The sequence below is a fragment of the Rhodohalobacter sp. 614A genome (assembly GCF_021462415.1).
Taxonomy (GTDB): Bacteria; Bacteroidota; Rhodothermia; order Balneolales; family Balneolaceae; genus Rhodohalobacter.
This window is the reverse complement of record NZ_JAKEDS010000001.1, coordinates 1,103,097-1,124,139: the sequence shown is the minus strand read 5'-3', so window position 1 is coordinate 1,124,139 and position 21,043 is coordinate 1,103,097. Positions and strand designations below refer to the sequence as shown.

15 protein-coding genes are annotated in these 21,043 nt (G+C 43.8%); 3 read left to right on the top strand and 12 right to left on the bottom strand.

Annotation, left to right across the window (positions count from 1 at the left end):
• Nucleotides 1-105 precede the first annotated feature (105 nt).
• Both L0B18_RS04390 and L0B18_RS04385 read right to left on the bottom strand, forming a co-directional pair.
• Nucleotides 106-1,359, bottom strand: coding sequence for a RagB/SusD family nutrient uptake outer membrane protein (locus L0B18_RS04390; RefSeq protein ID WP_234568224.1), 1,254 nt, complete (start codon nt 1,357-1,359; stop codon nt 106-108).
• A gap of 53 nt (nt 1,360-1,412) precedes the next feature.
• Entirely contained in the window at nt 1,413-4,604 is a 3,192-nt protein-coding gene (locus tag L0B18_RS04385; protein WP_234568222.1) for a SusC/RagA family TonB-linked outer membrane protein, read from the bottom strand.
• Nucleotides 4,605-5,093: 489 nt separating this feature from the next.
• On the opposite strand from L0B18_RS04385, the gene L0B18_RS04380 reads away from it, so the two are divergent.
• On the top strand, nt 5,094-6,185 hold the full coding sequence (locus L0B18_RS04380; RefSeq protein WP_234568219.1) for a Gfo/Idh/MocA family protein: 1,092 nt from the start codon (nt 5,094-5,096) through the stop codon (nt 6,183-6,185).
• A 94-nt stretch (nt 6,186-6,279) separates the two neighbouring features.
• Here the strand turns inward: L0B18_RS04380 and L0B18_RS04375 are convergent, their stop codons facing one another.
• The 6 genes from L0B18_RS04375 to L0B18_RS04350 form a co-directional block, all read right to left on the bottom strand.
• Complete coding sequence (locus L0B18_RS04375) at nt 6,280-7,596, bottom strand: GLUG motif-containing protein (protein WP_234568217.1); 1,317 nt, start codon at nt 7,594-7,596, stop codon at nt 6,280-6,282.
• Nucleotides 7,597-8,089: 493 nt separating this feature from the next.
• The gene (locus tag L0B18_RS04370; protein ID WP_234568215.1) at nt 8,090-9,424 is read right to left on the bottom strand and encodes a GLUG motif-containing protein; all 1,335 of its coding nucleotides are present in this window, start codon (nt 9,422-9,424) and stop codon (nt 8,090-8,092) included.
• Between the two features lie 5 nt (nt 9,425-9,429).
• A complete protein-coding gene (locus tag L0B18_RS04365) occupies nt 9,430-9,963 on the bottom strand; it encodes a hypothetical protein (RefSeq protein ID WP_234568214.1) in 534 nt (177 codons plus the stop codon).
• Nucleotides 9,964-10,053: 90 nt separating this feature from the next.
• On the bottom strand, nt 10,054-11,046 hold the full coding sequence (locus tag L0B18_RS04360) for a hypothetical protein (RefSeq protein WP_234568211.1): 993 nt from the start codon (nt 11,044-11,046) through the stop codon (nt 10,054-10,056).
• Nucleotides 11,047-11,525: 479 nt separating this feature from the next.
• Nucleotides 11,526-12,743: an amidohydrolase family protein gene (locus L0B18_RS04355; protein WP_234568210.1), complete on the bottom strand. Its 1,218-nt coding sequence runs from the start codon at nt 12,741-12,743 to the stop codon at nt 11,526-11,528.
• A gap of 26 nt (nt 12,744-12,769) precedes the next feature.
• Nucleotides 12,770-14,074: an amidohydrolase family protein gene (locus tag L0B18_RS04350; RefSeq protein WP_234568208.1), complete on the bottom strand. Its 1,305-nt coding sequence runs from the start codon at nt 14,072-14,074 to the stop codon at nt 12,770-12,772.
• Nucleotides 14,075-14,252: 178 nt separating this feature from the next.
• Between L0B18_RS04350 and L0B18_RS04345 the strand changes: the two genes are divergently transcribed.
• Entirely contained in the window at nt 14,253-15,275 is a 1,023-nt protein-coding gene (locus tag L0B18_RS04345; RefSeq protein WP_234568206.1) for a nucleotidyltransferase domain-containing protein, read from the top strand.
• Between the two features lie 44 nt (nt 15,276-15,319).
• On the opposite strand, the gene L0B18_RS04340 is transcribed toward L0B18_RS04345, so the two are convergent.
• From L0B18_RS04340 to metK, 3 genes are all read right to left on the bottom strand, one after another.
• Complete coding sequence (locus L0B18_RS04340) at nt 15,320-15,949, bottom strand: DUF2927 domain-containing protein (protein ID WP_234568204.1); 630 nt, start codon at nt 15,947-15,949, stop codon at nt 15,320-15,322.
• 141 nt (nt 15,950-16,090) lie between these two features.
• Complete coding sequence (locus L0B18_RS04335) at nt 16,091-16,828, bottom strand: DUF2927 domain-containing protein (protein WP_234568203.1); 738 nt, start codon at nt 16,826-16,828, stop codon at nt 16,091-16,093.
• A 95-nt stretch (nt 16,829-16,923) separates the two neighbouring features.
• Nucleotides 16,924-18,075: a methionine adenosyltransferase gene (metK, locus tag L0B18_RS04330; RefSeq protein ID WP_234568200.1), complete on the bottom strand. Its 1,152-nt coding sequence runs from the start codon at nt 18,073-18,075 to the stop codon at nt 16,924-16,926.
• A 224-nt stretch (nt 18,076-18,299) separates the two neighbouring features.
• Here metK and L0B18_RS04325 point away from each other — a divergent pair, with 224 nt between their 5' ends.
• Nucleotides 18,300-19,907: a hypothetical protein gene (locus L0B18_RS04325; RefSeq protein WP_234568199.1), complete on the top strand. Its 1,608-nt coding sequence runs from the start codon at nt 18,300-18,302 to the stop codon at nt 19,905-19,907.
• Between the two features lie 6 nt (nt 19,908-19,913).
• Here L0B18_RS04325 and ruvB read toward each other — a convergent pair whose 3' ends face one another.
• Nucleotides 19,914-20,939, bottom strand: coding sequence for a Holliday junction branch migration DNA helicase RuvB (gene ruvB, locus L0B18_RS04320; RefSeq protein WP_234568197.1), 1,026 nt, complete (start codon nt 20,937-20,939; stop codon nt 19,914-19,916).
• Between the last annotated feature and the right edge of the window lie 104 nt (nt 20,940-21,043).

Sequence of the window (21,043 nt, the reverse complement as noted above, 5' to 3'; positions counted from 1 at the left end):
AAGAGGATTTCTGATGATAAAAATACACCCCGCACTCAACCTTAAACTTCACTTCAATCTTAATGCAAAGTGCGGAGTGTATTAAAAACTCTGATTCTGAAATATTCAGATTTCAGGATTTGCTTCAACTTCATTCTGAGGAATGGGTAATAAGGTGCCTACAGGATCCTGACTCGCATCCCATTGAGGAGCAGAGGTACCAAACCGGTACATATCCAAAAGTCGCCTTCCCTGGAAGAAGAGATTTGCCCGCCGTTCGTGCTCGATGAATGCTACAAGGTCATCCCCGGCTGTAACTTCCGGAAGTCCATCCAGTCCGCGAACAAAATTGATGTGATCAACGGCTCTTAAATTATCAGAACCTACAGCTTCCTCTGCAACAATAAGGTGCATTTCCCGGGCACTCACCCAAGTATAAGGAGGATAATTCTCTGTATAGGTAGCGATATCTGTGAAATCAGAAATAATCACTGTTGCGCGGGGATCTGGCTCACCGGTTTTAAGATCGGAGAAGATCGGATCAATCGGGGTGATTTCTCCACGACTATTTACTTGGCCTGCCATATAGTTCGTAAACAAGGCCGATTGATAGTTAAATGTGGCTTTATAATCGCCATCCATCAATGCGATAGCCGCTTCGGCATCAGCTGATGCACCTGAACCGGAAACCAACGGGTTCGCGGGAACACTGCCGGCCGGATTCAGCTTTGCCCACATACCCAAACTGTGTTTAGCCCTGGCCCGAAGCCCAAGGGCCTGCGCCTCTAATGTGCTGTTTTCTGACCGGCTTACAGCGCGGTCGAGCAAAGTGATCGCCTCGGTAAAAAAGGAATCCATATTATCCGCTCCTACCGGAGGCGAGGTATCCTGCCGGTCAGAGATCACAAAATTATCATAATTTTCAGCGATGATAATTTTTACGAGGGCAGAATAAATCAACGATCGCGTCAGGTCTGTAGGATCTCCCAGTTCGCCATCACCGTCTATTTCGGTAAGCGTTTCTACAGCCAGATCCCCCATATAACGGGCCTGGCTTATTTCCGGGAATCCGGCTACGACAATCTCATTCGTGTTCACGTCAAGATTTCCTGAATCAAAATCACTGTATGATTCATATGAGCCAGTCCAATAGAGCTCGTCACTCGTTGTGGATGTTGCGGCATACGTCCAGCTCATCCCAACCATTAGCTGGTGCAATAGCCCGTTCTTTAAACCTGTAGCCGAAGACGGATTATAGATATCATCTTCGGTAAGGCTATTGGGATTCTCTACATCCAGCAGGCTGTCGCAACCGGCCCCGGCAAACAAAAAGAGGACCGATAAAAGTATGAGAGATTTTTTTCTTTTTACGAGTTTCATAGTTGATCGGATTATATTTGTCAGATTTTTTTTAAGAACCATTCTGTTTCTCCTTAAAAGCCTACGTTAAGAGAAAGTGAGTACGTTCTTAAGAGAGGGATTGCGTACGTATCCATTCCCTGGCCAAAGTTTTCATAGAGACCTCCGTCTCCTCCATCGGAACCCTCGCCTGTAGCTGTGGGATCCACACCGTTGTATTTTGTCCAAAGGGCAAGATTATTACCAGACGCCGTTATAGATGCACTTCTCAATCCGGTTCTGCTTATCAAAGTCGCCGGGAGATTATAAGATATGCTTAGATTACTCCATCGGATGTAATCGGCTTCGGAAACTTCATTCAACCCGTCGAACGGCGAAAGTCCTACCATTTCTCTAGCCCATGTACGAGCTGCATCTACCCTCTCGGCTGTCGATGAAGCGGGGTTTTTCAGAATCCCTTCCAGTGTAGAAGCCGGCATATAATTTCGGCCAATTCCTGCATTTGAACGACGGAAAGCAATCGTCAGGTTATGATGGTAATAGTTGCCTGTAGCGTATTGGAAGCGGGTAGAAAGATTGAAATTCTTCAGAAAATTGGCGGAAAACCCAAATGATCCTTCCCAATCGGGAGTTGGCTTGCCCAAATAATGACCCAAATAACCTGTACCTCCTACGGTTGGTTCACCATCCGGACCGGCAACCATAATATAACTTGGCGCAAATTCAGATGGATCGCGAGGCTGACTGAAATAAGTTTCCAGTTCGCCCTGGCTGTCCGGTATTCCATCACGGTTAATATCAATTGGGCTTGTTACTCCCGGAGCGGACATTGCCCCGAAATAAACTCCGGGAGCATATCCTTCTTGAACATACATTCGGTCTCGTACATAGGTAGCATCCACTTTAATTGGCGGGGCACCACCCAGAGATTTCACCTGTTCCCAGAGATATGCAGCCGACGCAAACACATTCAGAGAGAAGTTTTGTCCTTGGTAAAGATCTGTATCAAATTCTATCTCAAGACCTTTTCCCTCAAGTTCTGCTGCATTGGTTAATTGTGGTTGAACAAATCCACCGGAAGGCGCGAATGTTCGGGCAATCAATGCATCTTTCACTTTTCGGTCCCAATATGTGGTTTGAATGCCAACACGATCATTAAATAATCCCATCTCAAAACCAAGCTCCCATTCCGTTGCTACTTCAGGTTTTAAAGAAGGGTCTCCCAAATTTCCAGTGATTACACCCGAGCCTTCCGGAGAATTGACCGGAGAAAACGTTGTAAACTGATCGAATGCACTTGGCTGTTGGCCCGATTGCCCCCACGCACCTCTTAACCTGAAGGTTGAGACTTTTGGAATGCTAATATCCAGTGCATCGAATGGCAGCAATGAAAGGGATACTTTGGGATAGGTTGCATAGTCAAAATCCGATCCGAAAGCACTACTGGCATCCAGTCTCAATCCTACTGTAAGATAAACCCAGTCCTCATAGTCAATCTGTTCCTGGGCAAATACACCGAGATCGACGACTTCCTGAAATGAAGAATTTGCAGTTTGGCTGGCTGTGGCTCCCATTACTTCCAGGCCGGGACCAGAAAAGGCCGTTCCTGAAGCCCATTGAGAGTTCACTTCCCTGGCATATCCCTGAACTCCCATTACAAAACTTGAACGAAGAGCCTCCGTAAAATCTGCGATCCAGCTTGCCTTGGTTTCGAATGACCATGTGAGATTCTGACTGGATCCCAAACCTAAATCTCCACTGGCTGAAGGAGCCAATCCATCCACCGCATAGCCGAATGGGGAATAACTGCGGCTTCGCTGATCTCTGTAATCTACACCGATTGTTGCATCCAGGGTAATTTCATCGGAAGCAATGTAATGGGCCTGGAGGGATACAGATCCACTGTTCGTTACATCGCCAATTTCATAGTAACTGGCTTCACGGGGAGTGGCTGCAAAAGGATGTCCAAATGTATCATAAGGAGAAAGGGTTCCTATTCTCTCCGGCTTGCCATAACTATTTGTAACTGAATAAATTTCTATACCCGTATTATAAGTGCTGTAATTGGAATTGGTATAGGCTGTATTTAACCGAATACGAAAATCATCAGAAGGGATAAATTCCAGATCCCCATTGAAGTAGAGACGCTTGCTGAGGTCATTTCCATCCCCAACAGCCCCTCCGTTAAAATCGCTTGGTTGTGGATTGAAGGGTCCGTCCGTGTAGCTATATCGAACGCTGGACGAATAGGTAACGGTTTCCCCGCCTCCCCGAACCGTGGCTGATATTTCCTGTCCCATTCCAAGATCATAGAGGTCAGCCATTTGATATTGGCCTTTAAACGGTTCGTAAAGTTCATGTCTCACCCCGGTATATTCGAACACCCGATCTTGCTCTTCCTGGTTTTCCACTATGCCTGTCATGTGATTCCAGCGATCAGGCATTTGTATAAAATTGTTCGAAAGTTTGATATCAAATTGAGGAGGTGTATCGCGCAGACCTTGCTTGGTGAAAATCTGAATCACCCCGGAACTGGCCTGTGAACCATATAAGGTTGCTGCGGCAGGTCCTTTGAGAATTTCAATACGTTCAATAGCGTCAAAATTGATCCCTGCCAAGGCTGATGGACTTCCTATTCCTCCACTGCCAACTCCGGCAGCAAATCCGCCTGAACTATTCACCCGAATACCATCGACATAAACCAATGGTTGGTTTGACATAGAAATACTGGAGGTTCCCCGGATTCGAATTCTTGGCTCCTGATCAATGGTACCGCCGCCGGCAATACTTACGCTTGGAACTTTTCCTGATAAAGCCCCCTGTAAGGTTGTTTGCGTGGTACTTTCAACATCATCGAAACTTACAGATGAGACGGAATGCCCGATAGCTTGCCGCTGAACAGGGCCGGCTGTACCGGTAACAACCACCTCATTCAGGTTTAGTGTAGATGAGCCGAGTTCAAAATCTACTGTTATTGTTTCTCCTGCTAATACCTCAATTTCTTTGGTTTGGGAACTAAATCCTACAAACCTTGCAGTAATATCTAATGTGCGCGCAGGCACATCTTCTATCGTGTAAACTCCATCCAGATCTGTCGAAGCACCTATCGATCTTGCCTGAAGTTGTATAACGATATTTACTCCTGGAAGTGGTTCCCCCGAAGTATCCGTAACTGTACCCGTTACGTTTCCGGTTTGAGCAAAAGATATTCCCGAAAAACATAATGAGATCAAAAAGCTTAAAGCTGGAATTGTATAAAGCTTCATAGTATCACCTGTCATATTAGAATGGCACCGGGATTCAACCCGATTGTTTTGAATTAATTTTGGAAAGTTGAAGTGAGAACATTTCAAATATTACTTTTTTTATTAAAAAAATAATTTTGACATATATTTTAAGGAAAAAAGTGAGTTTGACTGACTTTATTTAATCCTAAAGCAGAGTATATTTACAGTTGTATGAAAAACCAAAGCACAAGGAAAAACGAATAATTTTGTATAGATCTTTAATAATTTCGTACAAATCTTTCCGATACAACTGAAGAAAGGATGTGTTTTTGCCTAAATGTTCAAAGAATATTTTAAATAAAACCTCTTATATTTAGGTTTTTTCGGTATGCTTCATGTAATTTCAGTATCCTTTTGACCAGAATCTGCATCCCAAAAATCAGAGACCTTTAACCACTGTCAACATCTCTTAAATTTCTGATTGGGATTTTGCATATTGAGAAAAGCGAACTTTTAATCAAGGTACTTATGTCCGACATTTCACGAAGAGAATTTATTCTGCGAACAGGCTCTGCTCTTGCAGTTTCTGCAATTGGTTTTCCATCCATCATTCTCCCACAAAGCAAAGAAAAACTTGGGGTAGTTCTTGTAGGTTTGGGGTATTACAGCACAAACCTGTTGGCTCCCGGCTTACAACAAACCGAACATTGTGAACTTCGGGGAATTGTAACAGGCTCTCCTGAAAAAATTCCCGTTTGGCAGGAAAAATATGGCATCCCCGATGGCAACGTATACAATTACGAGACGATGCACGAAATTGCCAATAACGATGACATTGACATTGTGTACATCGTACTGCCAAACAACATGCACGCTGAATATTCCATTATCGGGGCCAATGCGGGCAAACACGTGTGGTGCGAGAAGCCAATGGCTATGGACGTAGCGGAGTGCCAGGCTATGATTGATGCTGCAAACAAAAATGGAGTACAACTTGCTATCGGTTACAGGATGCAGCACGAACCGAACACACAGACCATCATCAAATATGGAGCAGAGGAAACGTATGGCAGAGTAACGGCCATTCGGTCAGGTGGGGGATTTAGGGCAAATCATGAGCCGGATAATTGGCGGGCCGTTAAAAAAATGGGCGGAGGTTCTTTATTTGATATGGGTGTTTATCCGATCAACGCAGCGAGATATTCCACAGGAATGGAACCTGTTGCGGTGAGGGCAAAGCAGTGGTCTGTTCGAGAAGACATTTATAGCGATTGTGATGAATACACGGATTTTGAGCTTGAATTTCCCAATGGCCTGATCATGGAAGGCAAGTCCAGTTTTGGAAATGGGATGAACTATCTTGATGTCGATTGTTCCGATGGATGGTATCGGTTGCGGCCGTTTTTATCCTACAACGGAGTAAGAGGATCAACGAGTGATGGAACTATTCTATCGGCTGACCCAAATCATCAGCAAGCCCGCCAGATGGATGACGATGCACTCGCCATCAAAGAAAATCGTACCCCCATTGCACCCGGAGAGGAAGGCATGACAGATCTCCGAATTGTACAAGCTATTATGGATTCGTCCCGTTTGGATGAGCAGTGGATGAAATTATAAAGTCATTGCAAGTAAAACGAAGCCCCAAAAGGGATGCCTTTGGCGCAATCTCTGAACGTACTGAGTTCGCATATCGAATACCTCCAATCTGAAATCACTCCTCCTGCCATCTCAGAACAGGATATCCATCCGAAGTGATTGTCCAGACATCCACCCAATTAAACTCGGGCATGTTTTCCCGGGCAGTCGGGCCAATTAATTGGTCTGTCGGGAGCCCCATCATTCCACCTGTACTCCCTGCACCTGTTCCAATGTTTACACCCGTTGCAGTCATATCCCAATAACTCGATTCAATCACGCCTTCATTCAAACCGGCAACACCACCAATTGTTGAGCCAGGCTCGCTTGCGAGTTTACCGGCTGAATAGGAGGTAATGATCGTTCCATCTGTTTTGTTGATACCCACTATGCCGCCCACATTGTCAGATTCAGTCGACTCATTAAATTCGATGAGCGAATAGGAGTTTTTGATTTCTCCACTGTTCTCTCCAACCAAACCTCCAGTAGTTTCGCCATACCCCAGAATTTGACCCATAGAATAACAAGAATAAATTTGCCCCCCGGTATTTAAAGCAACTAATCCACCAACTCGTGAATTTGCACTTGTTTGGCCCGTGATGTGGGAAGTAGAAATTTGGCCTCCATTATTATGTCCAACCAGACCACCGGCGCTTCCAGGTGCTGAAACGGAACCAGTTGAATATGAATTACTGATTTGCCCAATATTCCCCCCCACCAAGCCACCTACAAATGCCTGAAGGCTGGATACATTTCCGGTGGTATAGGAATTATCAATCTTGCCGGCATTAAAGCCAACAAGTCCTCCAATATGAGTTCCTTCAATAGCAAATCTTCCGCTGGTAGATGAACTTCGCACAGTACCGCCGTCATTAAATCCAACCAGCCATCCGGCGGAACGAATATCTTCTAAAGCAAGATTTACCAAATAAGTATCATTTATTTGTATAGTATCATGTAGAACCTTTTGCAGAGTATTTCGAATTTTTGAAGATGTTGAATTTACAAGTGATACATTCTCGATAAGGCTATTTTTTACGTATCCAAACAAACCCATGTGTGGTTCATTATAATCCAATACCAGATCTGAGATAGTAAAATCATTCCCGTTATAATTTCCACGAAAGGGATTGCCGATATTTCCAATCGGCAGGAATCCCTTTCCATCATTGAAGTCAGAAGTTTCAGTGGCATCTATATCCTTCACCTGGATAAAGTGTTTATCAAGATTTTCTTCATCTCCGATTCGCTGGAGTTGTTCGGCAGAGGCCACTTGATATGGATTCTCTTCTGTTCCCAAACCTCCCTCAAATTGGCTATCCGAGTTAGATATACAAGAAAGAAATAAGAAGAACAGTAAAAAATGGAGAGTTAACGTGAATTTTCTTTTCATAGTCCTATCCTCCTTAACCAATAGTATAGTTTTAAAAAGTAGAAAAGGAATAATTGAGTAAGGGTAATCCCAATAATCAGTTAACCAATATTTGCCTCCCTTTTACATATAAAAGAATTGAAAAGACTTCTTTCTGATGAACGGAGGTTATCAATAATTTTTGAATTCCGAGTACCCGTGAACGACTATTATCTTGATGAAAACTACTTTCTAATAGGATACATGAATTTCTAGAATGTTACCAAAAAATCTAAAAGATTTGCTCACCACATCTCGATAGTATCTGACAGAGCATGAACCAAGTGTACTCCTGTCATCGTTTGAATTCCTGGATTTCACAACGTTGTCAGGACGTCGAAAAGTTACAGGGACTCGTACTGACTATTTCTACATTAAATTTGTCATTGCGAATGAAATGAAGCCCCAAAAGGGATGCCCTTGGAACAATCTTCGAACGTACTGAGCTCGCATATCGAATGCCTCCAATCTGAGATCAATTCTCCTCTTCCTGCCATCTCAAAACAGGATATCCATCCGAAGTGATTGTCCAGACATTCAACCAATCAAAGCCGGACATGTTTTCCTGTGCGGTCGGGCCAATTAATTGGTCTGTCGGGAGCCCCATCATTCCATCTGCGTTTCCGTAGCCTGCTCCGATGTTTACACCCGTTGCAGTCATATCCCAATAGCTCGACTCAATCACGCCTTCATTCAAACCGGCAACACCACCAATTGTTGAGCCAGGCTCGCTTGCGAGTTTACCGGCTGAATAGGAGGTAATAATGGTTCCATCTGTTTTGTTAATGCCCACTATGCCGCCTACTTCTGTTGCTTGAGTGAATTCACTAAAGTTTTTGATTGTATAAGAGTCTTCTATTTTGCCGTGATTTATTCCTGCCAATCCACCGGCAGCAGAACCGACTCCCATCATCTTACCGCTGGAAAATGAAGCCTTAATCTTACCTCCAGCGAGATTGAAAGCAACCAGTCCCCCCGTAATTGAATTGGCAAAAGTATCACCTGTTGCATACGAATTCAAGATTTCTCCTCCATCGTTATATCCAACAAAGCCACCCGCAGTACCAGATGAGGCTGCACAACCGGTTGCATATGAATCTCTGATTAAACCTGTGTTCCCTCCTACAAATCCTCCAGTGATTGCATCCAAACTGGAGCTGTGGGAGGTAGTATGAGAATTCTCAATAAGCCCCGTATTATAGCCGACGAGCCCACCAACAAACCGAATACCCTCCCCGGAAAAATATCCAGTTGATGATGAACTGCGAATTGTTCCTTCATCATTATAACCAACAAGCCAACCCGCGGCACCGATGTCATCATTGAGAATATTAACATCATAGGAAGCATTCATATTTCCTGTTTGTTTTAGAGCTTTTGTTCGAAGTTTTTCAAAACTACAATTCGTGTCATCAGAATTGATAAGTACTATATTCTCGATAAGGCTATTTTTTACATATCCAAACAAGCCCATGTGTGGTTCATTATAATCCAATACCAGACCTGAGATAGTAAAATCATTCCCGTTATAACTTCCACGAAAGGGATTGCCGATATTTCCAATCGGCAGGAATCCCTTTCCATCATTGAAGTCAGAAGTTTCAGTGGCATCTATATCCTTCACCTGGATAAAGTGTTTATCAAGATTTTCTTCATCTCCGATTCGCTGGAGTTGTTCGGCAGAGGCCACTTGATATGGATTCTCTTCTGTTCCCAAACCTCCCTCAAATTGGCTATCCGAGTTAGATATACAAGAAAGAAATAAGAAGAACAGTAAAAAATGAAGAGTTAACGTGAATTTTCTTTTCATCTTTATCACCATGTATTCCAAATTTCGGGTCCCATAGTGGTGTCTTCATCTGTATTGCTAAGAAGGATCTGATGAGATAAGCCACAACTACCATTAGACCATGCTATATTTTGGTTCCCATAATTATTTGGTTGATCATGCTTTCCGTAAATCCAATTAGCTATATTGTTTTCATATATATGATTAGAACAATTTGGAGCATCTATCGGATTTTTCCATGAATAAAAAGCCACATTGCTAATGCCATCTATCAACTGACTGTACATCTGATTATCCTCGACTCTTATATGATTACCACTTGCAGCTCCGATGCCTACTTGTCCCGGATTGACACCGATATTATTTTTAGCCTCCTGATATTTACCTCCCCAATCTCCTAACATAATAAAAGAACCATTGGTATCCATCCCACTTCCAGTACCATTTGTTCTGGCCCGATTATTATTTACTTGTATCCAATCACTACTTATTCCTTCTGATTTAAAAATACTTATGAAATCTACCAAGCTTGTGTTACCATAAGCTGATGTGTGTTCCATAGAATTTCTGTTAATTCGAATGCCTGCTCCATTACAGTTATTACATTGAAAAAAATTTCGCCCACTGTTAAATGCTTCATTATTAATCACTTATAAAGGACCTTCAGAGTCTGTAAACAGTACACCTGCCGCCACATTTTCAAACTCATTATACCTCACAAAAATGTATTGGGAATCTTCAAAATTAATCGCACCGTTAGTTTCTCCATCATATGAAGGAGCAATGTTTTTGAACGTCATCCACGATATTGAAACGTTATCGCTTCCATCAGAGACAATACCATTCTGACTGTAATTTCTTATCGTCAACCAACTGATAACATTATTATTCATCCCGTCTTTAAAGGCTCTTTTTGTGGATCCTCCACCATCTAAAACGGCCATCAATCCTATCCATATATTTCCATTTTTGGAATCACCAATCATATGCCCATAATGTGTTCCGATAATGATATTGAACGTTGAACCAGCCGGACAGATAACATTCGCAAGTCCAAAAACATCCCCATGGTAAAGGTAAACGTTAGTTCCCTGCACATTAAAAAATTCACTACATTCAAATACATCCTCTATAATATCTCTTGTTCCGGTTATGTTTGTCAGGTGGCCTCGTAAACCTTTTGTATCAAAGGTGCGTTTCTCAAACTTTGAAGCCGATGATGAAAGAATATCCTCAACCTCCTTTACGGTTTCACTATGCATTTTTTTGGTGATCGATTTCGGATTTTCATTCATAACACGGGTGGCTTCACTTAACCTTTCCAACGTTTCTCTATCGAATTTTACTGTATTTTCAAAAGCGTTGAGGAATGGTTTCCCCAGCTCAAGGACCTCCTCATCACTCATGGTATCTATTTCTGTCCTATTCATACTTTCAAGTTTGCTTAACATTTCTTGAAAGTCTTTATATATTTTTTCGGGTGATTCTCTTCTAAATTGTTGTTCTGCAGCGGTTGCCATTACATTCTCAGTTAGAATAGAGTCGTCACTTCTGACTGTCCCAATATTACTTTCAATACATGAAAACAGGAGCCCTGTCATCATAAAAATTGCGAGTGCGAGAATAATTTTTCTCTTTTTCATAGTCATACCCTCCTTAGCCAATAAATAGTATAATTTTACAAAAGTAGAAAAAAATAATAGAGTAATGATGATTCGAACAATCAGTTAACCAAGTTTTGCCTCCCTTTTACAGATAAAAGAATTGAAAAGACTTCTTCCTGATGAACGGAGGTTATCAATAATTTTTGAATTCCGAGTACCCGTGAACGACTATTATCTTGATGAAAACTACTTTCTAATAGGATACATGAATTTCTAAAATGTTACCAAAAATTCTAAAAGATTTGCTCACCACATCTCGATAGTAACTGACAGAGCACGAACCAAGTGTACTCCTGTCATCGTTTGAATTCCTGGATTTCACAACGTTGTCAGGACTTCGAAAAGTTACAGGGACCCATACTGACTATTTCTACATTAAATTTGTCATTGCGAATGAAATGAAGTTCCGTAGGGATCCCTTCGGGGCTTCACTCCGTTCGCAATGACTAATAATAATATTACTCGCCTTCGTACACAACTTCTCCGTTGATGATGACCCCTTCAACATGAGTGACATACTCAAATGGATCGCCGTCAAAGAGAACAATATCGGCATCTTTTCCTTCTTCGAGGGAGCCTACCCGTTCATCAATTCCAAGAATTTCAGCCGCACCTAATGTGAGTGCATAAAGTGTGTTATCAAAACCCAGTTCATTGGCGGCCGCAATGGCTGCTTCGAACTTGGCTACGCGGGTTTTAGGCACATATCCTTCATATCCACTCTGGAATGCAAATGGAATTCCAGCCTTCTTCAACTTTGCAGGCGTTTCCATACTCGCATTTTTACTCTCGCCATAGGGACGAATCATCAACGGGTGGATAATTACCGGGATATCTGCTTCTTTGATTTCATCCAAAACCAAGTATGCTTCGGAGGCACCTTCCAGCATCATCGGGAATCCAAATTCGCGTTGTATCCGCAGAGCCGTCATGATATCGTGAGAGGTATGGGCAGACATCAGCGCCGTGATTTTGCCGTCCAACAAATCGGCCAATGCTTCCATTTTCAGGTCACGCGACTGATCTTCTCCGGCTGCTCTTTTCTCCGCATAATCCTGCGCTTTGATTAAATCCTGCCGGAGAACGGCAACCGCTTTTGCTCGTGTACCGGGAGAATCGAAGTTCCGCTCTACACTTGGCCCGAATGTTACGGCGAGTGTTGTGGATGAATCCACCAGGGATTCTTCAACGGTTTGGCCGGAAGTCTTGGCAATCATGGTTTGGCCGCTGATAACAGCTCCGGGGCCGTGTCCTGTATGAATAGTCGTGATTCCTTCTTTCATCAAAAAGTTCACCAAAAACTCCCGTGCATTGTATGAATCAATGGCCCGCAATTCCGGCTGAACGGCATTTGAGGTTTCAAGTTGATCCTGGTCGTGATCCTGGTTGTAGTAACCTGCCAGGCCAACAACGGTTCGCGCATCAATCAAACCGGGTGTGACAATCTTGGCTTCGTGAACGTCATAATCACCTGGAATATCTACGTCATCAGCACTTCCAACAGCTTCTATTTTACCATCTCGCACCAATACAACGCCGTCTTGAATGGCAGATCCGCTGACGGTATAAACGGTCTCACCTTTCACGGCAATTTGCGCATCAGCGTTGGAAATCACACCGGATGTAACAACAATCGCAAAAGCAAACAGGCCCGTTACGATGTTTCTAATCTTCATAAAATTCTTCTCTAACATTTTCATAATCAGTGACCCTCCCCGTGCATATGCATGTTCATGGTTCGGAAAATTTCATATCCGCCGGTTGCGTACTCACGATCTTCCGGATTGCTTCGGTCAAAAACTTTTTCGCCTTCAATCCAGGTTTGCTCAACGTGAGTATAAACGCTGAACGGATCGCCGGAGAGAATAATAAAATCCGCATCTTTTCCTTCTTCAAGAGAGCCCACACGATCATCAATATCCATCATGCGTGCGCCGGCTAATGTCAGGGCTTCGAGCGCTGCTTCCCGGCTCATTCCATTACGAACACCTAATGCCGCAGATCTTATTAGAAACCGGGAATCTACAATGGAATCATCCGTATGAAAAGCAACATCCACCCCGGCCGCCTCGAGTTCACGTCCGTTTATATTGATCATATTGATGGCTTCGAGTTTTCCGCCGGGAGAATCAATAGCAATAATCGATGCCTGAGCGCCGGACTTTGCAATTTCATCTGCCACTTTATGAGCTTCACTCACATGCTGAAGAACCAGCCGGTAACCAAATTCGTCGGCAAGCCGAATGGCCGTTAAAATATCATCATGGCGATGGGTATGGTTATGAACGATTCGTTTCCCCTCAAGAACCTCAACAAGAGTTTCCATCTGCAAATCGCGCGCCGGCATTTCATCCGGGTCGCCATCAGCTTCCTCTATTTTCTTCTGATACTCCTGCGCTTTGATAAAAAGTTCACGAACCATCGCAGCAGATTTTGCCCGTGTACCCGGTGATCCGTTTGATCGCAGCGGATTGGTTCCGTTGGCCATTTTCAACCCCCCGTAAACTCCGGTTTCTTCATCCACCACAATCAGCATCTCTTCGATCGTATCGGCGGGTTTTGGTTTCACGTATACCGTTTGGCCGCTCATCAAAAGTCCGGAACCCGGCATGATATTGATACTGGTCAGCCCGCCGGCAACCACTTTCCGAAAGGTTTTGCTTCTCGGGTTGATGGTGTCCATAATCCGAACGTCGGGATGTAATGAGGATGAATAATCCCCGCCATCTCCTTCACCCACGTGAGAGTGTGTGTCCACAAGTCCGGGCATCAATACTTTGCCGGATACATCATGAACATCTGCTCCACGGGGAATCCGGGTATCGGCATCTCCGACAGTTACAATTTTTCCGTCCTGAACTACGAGAACTCCGTTATTTATCGGCTCGCCGGAGATCGGGATAATGTGAGCTCCTGTAAATGCCTGCGGCGTTGACTGGCTAAAAGCCGTCAGGCTACATACAAAGGCCATCATCACTGCGAGCGCAAGATGTTTGGTTACCTTCATTTTTCCTTGAATTGTTTGAGATTAGTGCGCGCAATTTACAAAAAGAAGATGGGAGAAAAAGAGCGGTTTTTCTAACGAAAAAACCATCAAATTTAACTTTCCTTGAAGGCATTGGTTTCTATTCGGCACGGACTTTAATATTATCTTTCCAGAAACTCATTAATACAACACCGTTCTTTTGGATCTTTCCCGGGAAATTTTACGAAACCGCCACCGCCTCTCCGAGAGACAGATTGACGACTTTTTAGGTGAATCAACAAATGCTGAAAACCAGCAGGATCGGCTTTTGGGTATGCAGCGAATTGGCGCCTTCATTGAGGTGACCAAAGCTCTATGTGAACAAAATATCTGGTTTCTGAACCTGAAGGGCCCTTTGCTATCCCAGCGTATTTATGGTGACCCCACTTACCGCGCCTTCCGCGATTTTGACCTCCTTGTGGCTCCCAAAGATGTAAACCGGACGATGCAACTTCTCGAACGCCACGGATATCAATCCACAGAATTTGCATGGCCGCAGTCACCAAAAAAACAGAAAATCACTCTTCATTTTATCAACCAGGTTGAGATGATTCATCCGAAATCGGGAGTGATGATTGAAGTGCACTGGAAACTGTTTTCAACGAGAATTGCCAATCCAAAAACGATTCGCCGGCTTTTTGAAGGAAGTATTGAATCGGTAGAATTCGGTGGACAAACCCTGAACCGGCTTTCATTGGAATTTGAGCTATTTTACCTGATCGTGCACGGAGGGAATCACGCTTGGTTTCGCCTTAAGTGGCTGGTGGATATTCATGAAATCCTGAAGCGGGAAGAGATCCATTGGGATACATTTGATCGAATTATTTCGGATTGCAACGCCCATCGGCAGGTGGATATTTGTAACGATATGCTTCAGGAATTTTTCCCAAACGGCAAACAGTTTCCTTCGAAAAAAAACGATACCCATAACCTCGGCTCTTTCGCTATTGAACAATGTAAACAGCCGGAGGGTGATCCGCATATCAGCCGCCTCAACACAACCCGGCTAACCCTCTATCGCTGGAAACTGTTTCCGCATTGGCAACACAAAGTGGATGTGACCAAAGTAATCACCTTCTGTAAAACGGATCTGAAGTATGACTGGCTGCCGCCCTCTCGATTCGTGTATTACCTTTTTCGTCCGGTCGGTTATGTATTGCGGGCGATTGGAGTTTTGAAGTGAGTTGAGAACTATGCTCTCATGAAAAAATTGCTCTCGAAATCCGATTATTCAATCACATCGCCAATGATTTCCCTTAAAACAGAATCGGCTTCGGTACTGTCGAGGCCGGTACTCATTTGCGGATGATAGAGAAGTTGAATCAGGGCCTTATCGAATTCGGAATACTCGGTCACCGCTACGGTATAATCGGAATTAAAAATACTATCGGAATACCAATCGGAGTCCTTTGCCAGTCCAAGAGATTGTGTTAATTCTTCCCGCAAAAGATGTAACTGGCGTTGTGGATCTGCCCGTTCTGTATCCACATACATAGATGCCCAAATGATATGATCGGAGATATTCGTATTGACGTAGAAAAACCCAAAATTATCGGCGACATAATCTTCCGCATCGGGATTAATGTCTGCATAATCATCCCCGGTTCCGAAAAACACATAAAAGTTATAGTCCAAAGAATCGCTTGTTATGATGAGCTCAATATTTTCATCAGAAATTAAATCATTTAGCTCTTCAACAATATCATTCAGTTCATTGCGAAGTGCTTGATTTTCCTCGCCTTCAACCAGAATCAAAATATCGCGATCCCATTTGCGTGTAATTTCCGGTCCGCCAAATTCAAAACCCAAAGCCACTTCTTTGAAGTAGTCAATAATTTCATCTTGATTTTCAGACAACTGTGAATTTTCCTTTTGTGAGGGTTCCGTCTTGCACTGGGAAAGCAGAAGAGCAAGAAACATGAGAAGAACAATGAATGTGCTATGCTGTGTCTTAACCATTTGAATCAAATTGATTAAAAAGCATCGAAGAAATTTCGTTTAATAGATCACATCATCGATGATTCCATAGAGAACGGAATCCGCCTGAGACGCATTGAATCCAGCCTTCATAGACGGATGATACAAAAGCCTAATCACGGCTTCATCATACTCCGAAAACTCGGTAACATCTACCGAATAACTGGAATTAAAAATACTATCAGAATATTTGTCTGAGTCTTTTGCCATTCCCAACGATTGCGTTAATTCCTCACGAAGAAGATGCCGTTGATTCATCGGGGCGGGCCGGTTGGTGTCGACATACATGGTTCCGCTAACAATTTGATTTGCGGCATTCATATTCACAAAAAACAACCCAAAATTAGACTCCACATATCCCTGTGCATTGGGTTCTATTTGGGCGTATTCTTCTCCCGGGCCAAGGAACAGGTAATAGTTAAAGTGGGTTGTAGAATCTGTTGTAGTGCTGATTTCGATATCATCCAAAGCGAGCAAATTGTTTAGCTCAGAAACTACCGTATCAAGTTCATCCCGCAACATCTGGTTCTCTTCGCCATCCACAAAAATCAAAATATCTTCATTCCATTTTCGTGTGATTTCAAGAGCATTGCCAAACTCAAATCCCAGCGCTACATCTTTGAAATATTGAATCACATTTTCCTGGTCTTCCGACAAACCTGAATTGCTGCCACCGGTACTGCTGTCGGAGCATGACGCAAAAAGAAGCAGAGCCGCAATCCACAAAAAAGAGACGGAAGAAATTCGATGTGATTTCATGATGGCAATCCACTCTTTGAATGAAAATACCCGGCAGGAAAATTAATTCTTGCCGGGTATACTTTTAAAAGCTTTTCGGGATTTACACTCTTTCTTTATTTCACAGCGTTGGCAAGCTGATCCACGTAATCGAGTTTTTCCCAGGTAAACTCATCACGCCCAAAATGGCCGTATGCAGCTGTTTTCCTGAAACCAGGTGTTTTGAGTTTAAGTCGCGAAATGATTCCGGACGGCGTCAAATCAAACACTTTAGAAACAGCGTCTGCGAGTTGTACATCACTCGTTTTTCCGGTTCCGTACGTGTAAACATTTACGGAAACAGGCTCGGCCACACCGATAGCATACGCTAGCTGAACAAGACACTCGTCAGCTAAATCGGCAGCGAGAATGTTTTTGGCGATGTGTCGCGCTGCATAAGCCGCACTTCGGTCTACTTTGGAAGCATCCTTTCCGGAAAATGCGCCGCCGCCATGGGCACCACGGCCGCCGTACGTATCCACAATAATTTTTCGGCCGGTCAAACCCGTGTCGCCGTGCGGACCGCCAATCACAAATTTTCCGGTTGGGTTGACGTGTAAAATGGTTTCGTCATCAACCAGATTGGAGGGGATAACAGATTTGATCAAATACTTTTTAACATCCTCTTTGATATGAGACTGCTCAATACCATCATCGTGCTGAGTGGAAATCACAATCGTGTGAATTCGTTTCGGCTTGTTGTTTTCATCGTATTCAACAGTAACCTGGCTTTTGCTGTCCGGGCCAAGGTAAGGCATTTCGCCGCTGACTTTACGAATATGAGCCAGCTTTTTAAGCAAATCGTGCGAATACTGAAGAGTCATCGGCATATACGAGTCTGTCTCTTTCGTTGCATAGCCGAACATCATCCCCTGGTCGCCGGCACCCTGCTCTTTATCCTCTCCTTCGTCTACGCCCTGTGCAATATCTGCACTCTGCTGATGGATGGCAGAAATCACGCCACAGGAATCGGAATCAAACCGGTAGCTGGCTTTTGTATAACCAATGTCGCGGATTACTTCACGAACTATTTCCTGGACATCTACATACGCTTCGGTTCGTACTTCTCCCGATAACATGGCCAGGCCTGTGGTCACAAGCGTTTCAACGGCTACTCTTGAATCGGGATCCTGCGAAAGCATAGCATCCAGGATGGCATCGGAAATCTGGTCGGCAACTTTATCCGGATGGCCTTCGGAAACCGATTCTGAGGTAAACAAATGTTTCATATAAAATCTTCTTTTAGATAATCTTGGTTAGCACTTCAAAGCGGCTCAATGTACAAAAAATCTGACCATGTTTCATTTCTCAAGTGCCAACTTTTATTGCTCATTTGGTTTATCGTTTCGTCAGCGCTTTAAGTATCTGTTATAGACTCGTTGCCAAATTTTGTTTATCGTAGCATACGTTTCATGCAGACATCAATCATCAACCCAACCCAACCGATTAAATCATGAGAAGAGTTCTCCTTTTTAGCTATGCTCTTATTTTTGTGATGGCGGCCGGAGCTGCTTCCTGCGAATTCAGCATCCGAAATGACAGAGACAAAAATATTCCCGCCGAAAAGGTGGATACCAATATCTTACAAAAAGCCGGGGTTACTACTCCGCAGGATCTTTATTCGGATTTTCTGGATATGATTGATGATGTTGAATCCATGAACAGCACAGAAATTGACAGCCTCAGTGATGAAGATGTGCTGGAATTGGGTGCACCGGTCCGCACTGCCACCTCAAATACCATCTATTTTGATGATGAAACGCTTGAACAATTGTCTGAGTCGCTGCAAAGACTGGATAAAAATTTCAGTTCACTTACCGATAATGAACATTCTATTCTCAGCCGCAGGATAGAAAACCTTCTCAATTCGTCAGCCGAATCTGCCGACGGACCACGCCGAAAAAGCACACAGGAGATCCGCGAAATATTAAAAAACTGGGCTTCTGATACCGATGAATCATCAGCTTGTAGTAATTTGTTCAATCAACTGGGTGATTTTGTTCTGATTGGAATGGGCGAAAGCTTTAGCATTGCAAATTACACATGCCCCGCTGGAAGCAAGTTTATCGTTCGTGGAGGAGTTCACACCGGCCAATCTGTGCTTACTTCAAAAACCGGCAACTCGTGGATGGGGCTGAGCGGAGCTGTTCTGGACGGACAAGATTCCATTTACAGGGCATTTAGCGGAGGAATCAACCAAAACAGAATTGGATGGATTGAGATGCGTAATTATCACCTCCACGGCATTTTTTCTACCAGCGGAATATCTGCTGTAACCATCAGAAAAGGACGCTTCCTCAATATAGCACCGGATTCTTCGGGTCAAAATTACGGGGCAATCCAGCTGGATAATGCGTCAGATATAAGAATTCGTGAATCCTATTTCAAAAATGTGGCGTCTGCCGTAAGATTGCGTTTCAGCGATGGGCCTCTGGAAGTTGTAAATAATGAAGGATTGAATACGGGACGCAACTTTTTCCAGTGTGATGAGTGCACCGGGTCCGGCATTCGAATTTCAGAAAATACTATGATTCGCACTGATCCTTACGGTGCCGATCCCCTGGAAGACTGGATCAATATTTACAAATCCGCCGGCGACAGTACCGACTGGATTCAGGTTCATCGCAATCGTGCCCGTGGCCACAGTCTTTCCGGTTCTGGTTCATTTATCATGCTTGGGGATGGCGGCGGCCGATTTCAGGAAGCGGTTGGCAATATCGGCATAAATCCCGGGCAGGTAGGAATCGGGATTGCCGGCGGGCATCATATCAAAGTAGAAGCGAACAAAATGTACAGTACTGCCTGGGATTCCAGCAATGTGGCTTTTTATTCAGCAAATTATTCACCTGGAAATTGTGCTACCCACATTTTTACGGGAGCCAACTCATCCACTCCAAACCGTGCAAACTGGATATGCGGAGATCAATACAACTGTCATCCACCAGCCATGAATCACGCGTGGTCGGACGGACAGTGCGGCGTCACAAATTCACAAATCACGGACAGCGTCGTTGTAGACCGTTCACTGAATCCCGTTAATCTTTGGAATGAATGGGAATGATGCGGTTTACAAATTAAATAAATCGCGGTCGTCATTATCCGGGGCGCCTTTTTTAACCCCTAAATATTGATACGATTTTGCCGTGGCAACCCGTCCTTTCGGGGTGCGCTGCATAAATCCTTCTTTGATCAAAAATGGCTCATAAACTTCCTCTATGGTTCCTTTGTCCTCTCCAACGGCCACTGCAAGTGTGCCCAAACCAACCGGCCCGCCTTTGTAGTTTTCTACAATCGCCTTCAGGATGCGAACATCCATCTCATCCAAGCCATTTTTATCAACATCCAAAGCATTAAGAGCTTTATCCGCAATAGCATCGTCAATGGAATCAAGGCCATCAACCTGGGCAAAATCACGCGTTCTTCTCAACAATTTGTTTACAATTCGCGGAGTACCCCGGCTTCTTCTGGCAATTTCATAAGCCCCTTTATCCGTAATTCCATAATTCAGGATTCCTGCTGTGCGATATGCAATTCTTTGAAGGAGTTCGGCATCGTAATAATCCAGCCGCATATCAATGCCGAAACGGGCGCGTAAAGGTGCCGTCAACAAACCCTTTCTGGTGGTTGCTCCAACAAGCGTAAAATGATTTAATTCGATCTGAACACTCCGCGCATTGGGGCCTGAATCGATTACAATATCGAGCTTATAATCCTCCATAGCCGAATAGAGATACTCCTCCACAACCGGATTGAGACGGTGAATTTCATCAATAAACAAAACGTCACCATTTTCGAGGTTGGTCAGAAGTCCGGCAAGATCGCCCGGTTTTTCGAGCACGGGGCCTGTTGTCGGTTTGATTTGAACGCCCATTTCCCTGGCAATGATAAAGGCGAGCGTGGTTTTTCCAAGGCCGGGCGGACCCGATAAAATTACGTGATCCAGGGCTTCTCCACGTTTCCTTGCCGCCTGGATGAAAATGGACAGGTTTTGGATAACTTTTTGCTGGCCAACAAACTCTTGCAGAGATGAGGGCCTTAGCGATTCTTCAATTACGGGATCTTTCTCTTCCGGATTCAAAAGTGGATTCTGCAATATTTATTCCTTCGAAAATGTTAAAACTAAGTTAATCTTATAATAATTAACTTAATCTTGAAATTCAGTGTTCGAAATCAAACTCCAACATTTTTCGTTAGGAG